Source organism: Brasilonema bromeliae SPC951 (genome assembly GCF_012912135.1).
Taxonomy (GTDB): Bacteria; Cyanobacteriota; Cyanobacteriia; order Cyanobacteriales; family Nostocaceae; genus Brasilonema; species Brasilonema bromeliae.
The window spans coordinates 1-2,621 of record NZ_QMEB01000379.1 but is presented as its reverse complement, the minus strand read 5'-3'; the positions used below and the strand labels follow the sequence as shown (position 1 = coordinate 2,621).

Genomic DNA, 2,621 nt, shown 5'->3' with positions numbered 1-2,621 from the left:
GGGCGGGTTTCCCGACTTGAGGCGACTGGCGTTGGGGATTAGGGGCAAGGGGGAGAAGGGTGTAGTGTTAAAAGACATTCAATTCCTGGCGTTAGCACAAGCAACATTTTTCTTAATTCCCCACACCCTAAAACCTGATACCTCAAGGATTTGCTATTATCGAGCGTGCCATTCGTGTTGAACTTGAGCTAAATTTTGACACACAAGGGCAAAAATCTATGTTCACTCTTCCATCTCCAACTACTGTCAACATTTCTTCTCGTCAACTTCCCGTTGATACCACCATTGTTCGTCGTAAAACACGTCCCGTTCGCGTTGGTCATGTCACCATTGGTGGTGGTCACCCTGTGGTGGTGCAGTCCATGATTAATGAAGACACTTTGGATGTAGAAGGTTCGGTAGCTGCTATTGTTCGCCTTCACAAAATTGGCTGTGAGATTGTGCGTGTCACCGTCCCAAGTCTGGCTCATGCTAAAGCCTTGAGTGAAATCAAGCAGAAATTGGTCGAAACTTACTTACCTGTGCCTCTAGCAGCTGATGTACACCACAATGGCATGAAGATTGCCTTGGAAGTGGCAAAGTATGTTGATAAAGTGCGGATTAACCCAGGTTTGTATGTATTTGAAAAGCCAAAACCTAGCAGAACTGAATACACCCAAGCCGAATTTGACGAAATTGGCGAGAAAATCCGTGAAACTCTAGAACCCCTTGTGGTTTCCCTGCGCGATCAAGACAAAGCGATGCGGATTGGCGTCAACCATGGTTCCCTTGCTGAGCGGATGCTCTTTACCTATGGCGATACTCCAGAGGGTATGGTAGAATCTGCATTGGAATTCATTCGCATTTGTGAATCTCTAGACTTCCACAACCTCGTCATCTCTCTCAAGGCGTCACGGGTGCCAGTCATGCTAGCCGCTTATCGCCTGATGGTACAGCGGATGGATGAACTAGGTATAGATTACCCCCTACATCTGGGCGTAACAGAAGCCGGTGATGGAGAATACGGACGCATCAAATCCACCGCTGGGATTGGCACACTTTTAGCTGAAGGGATTGGAGATACAATTCGGGCGTCGCTTACGGAAGCCCCAGAAAAAGAAATTCCTGTGTGCTACAGCATTTTGCAAGCACTGGGTTTAAGGAAAACGATGGTGGAGTATGTTGCTTGCCCTTCCTGCGGTCGTACTTTGTTTAACCTAGAAGAAGTGCTGCACAAAGTGCGGGAAGCAACCAAACATCTTACAGGTCTAGATATCGCCGTCATGGGTTGCATTGTCAACGGTCCTGGAGAAATGGCAGATGCTGACTACGGTTATGTTGGTAAGCAGCCCGGTTATATCTCTTTGTATCGTGGCAAAGAAGAAATCAAAAAAGTCCCCGAATCTCAAGGCGTCGAAGAGTTGATTAATCTGATTAAACAAGATGGGCGTTGGGTAGATCCTTAAACCGGGCTGAAAATTTGGATATGTAGTTAGTCGTGGTTAGAAGAGGAAGTGTAGCCTCATGAATCTAAATTAATACTTCCTCAACTTCAAAAGTATACTCGGTCTCACTCAGTAACTTCAACAAACTAAGTTCAACTTTGTGAACTGAAGCAGGACTTGATAGTTGTGATTGGCGACTTCAACTCTTCTAACACGACTACCCTGGAATAAATTACGATCAAATGAGGTCTTTTTTATGGAACACAAACACCTGAAACTTTGCTAGAAAATGGTTCATTTTTGGTAGGAGTTACTATTAGCGCATATACACCTAGTAGAGTTTTAGCAGATGTTATTTAGGATTGGGAGGTATAGGTTATGACTACAGGCGCGACTTTGAACTCTATTTGTGACATTGCTTGGGTATTCACATATGTGGCTATTGTTTGGCGCGGCTTCAAAGACCGTTCATTGGGGATGCCAATGGTGGCTCTTAGTGCAAACATTTCGTGGGAAGCTATTTATTCATTCATTTATATACCACCTAGTAACGCTTTACTATACGCTAGTATTGCTTGGTTTCTCTTCGATATACCAATTGTTTGGCAATGCCTTCTTTATGGATACAAAGATTTTCCGCCTCAAATAACAAAGAATAATTTCAGGTTAATTTTTTTAGCTGCTATAGCTATTGCTTTTCCTATTGTTTTTGGAGTTGCTTCCGAGTTGAATGATACAAAGGGAGTCTATACTGGTTTTGGACAGAACTGTATGATGTCAATTCTCTTTGTATGTATGCTTCTTCGGCGCAATGACATCAGTGGACAATCTATTTACATAGCAATTTACAAATGGTTTGCTACATTGTTCGCCTTTTTAGGCTCATCTTTTGATGCACCTGGTGATGTTAATAAAATTTTAAATCTTCAAACCCTCTTAACAGAAATTTTTGTAGACAACACCTATCCCACAACACCGCTGATCAAAATTTTATATGCCACCACTTTCATTTTTGATGTTCTTTACATCATACTTTTGTATCGCAAATGTACGGAGAACAAGATTAATCCTTGGGCAAGGTACTAATTTACTCGCCTTCCGGCTTCAACTGAATTGCCTCCAATGAGCGAGGACAACGAAACGGGAGCATCCCAATTTTGCAAAAATAAAGGGAAAAAGATAATTCGCGATTATTGC

At 42.8% G+C, this 2,621-nt stretch carries 3 protein-coding genes; all 3 read left to right on the top strand.

What is annotated here, in order from left to right:
• On the top strand, positions 1-181 hold a 181-nt coding region (locus DP116_RS28790; RefSeq protein WP_211173557.1), incomplete at its 5' end, for a hypothetical protein.
• A gap of 37 nt (positions 182-218) precedes the next feature.
• On the top strand, positions 219-1,445 hold the full coding sequence (gene ispG, locus DP116_RS27780; RefSeq protein WP_169158190.1) for a (E)-4-hydroxy-3-methylbut-2-enyl-diphosphate synthase: 1,227 nt from the start codon (positions 219-221) through the stop codon (positions 1,443-1,445).
• 357 nt (positions 1,446-1,802) lie between these two features.
• Positions 1,803-2,510, top strand: a complete 708-nt coding sequence (locus DP116_RS27775; protein ID WP_169158189.1) for a transmembrane-type terpene cyclase — start codon at positions 1,803-1,805, stop codon at positions 2,508-2,510.
• The last annotated feature ends 111 nt before the right edge of the window (positions 2,511-2,621 follow it).

What these genes read in the sequence shown, in the direction of transcription:
- ispG (WP_169158190.1), top strand. Translation starts at nt 219, where the DNA reads ATGTTCACTCTTCCATCTCCAACTACTGTCAACATTTCTTCTCGTCAA.
- DP116_RS27775 (WP_169158189.1), top strand. Translation starts at nt 1,803, where the DNA reads ATGACTACAGGCGCGACTTTGAACTCTATTTGTGACATTGCTTGGGTA.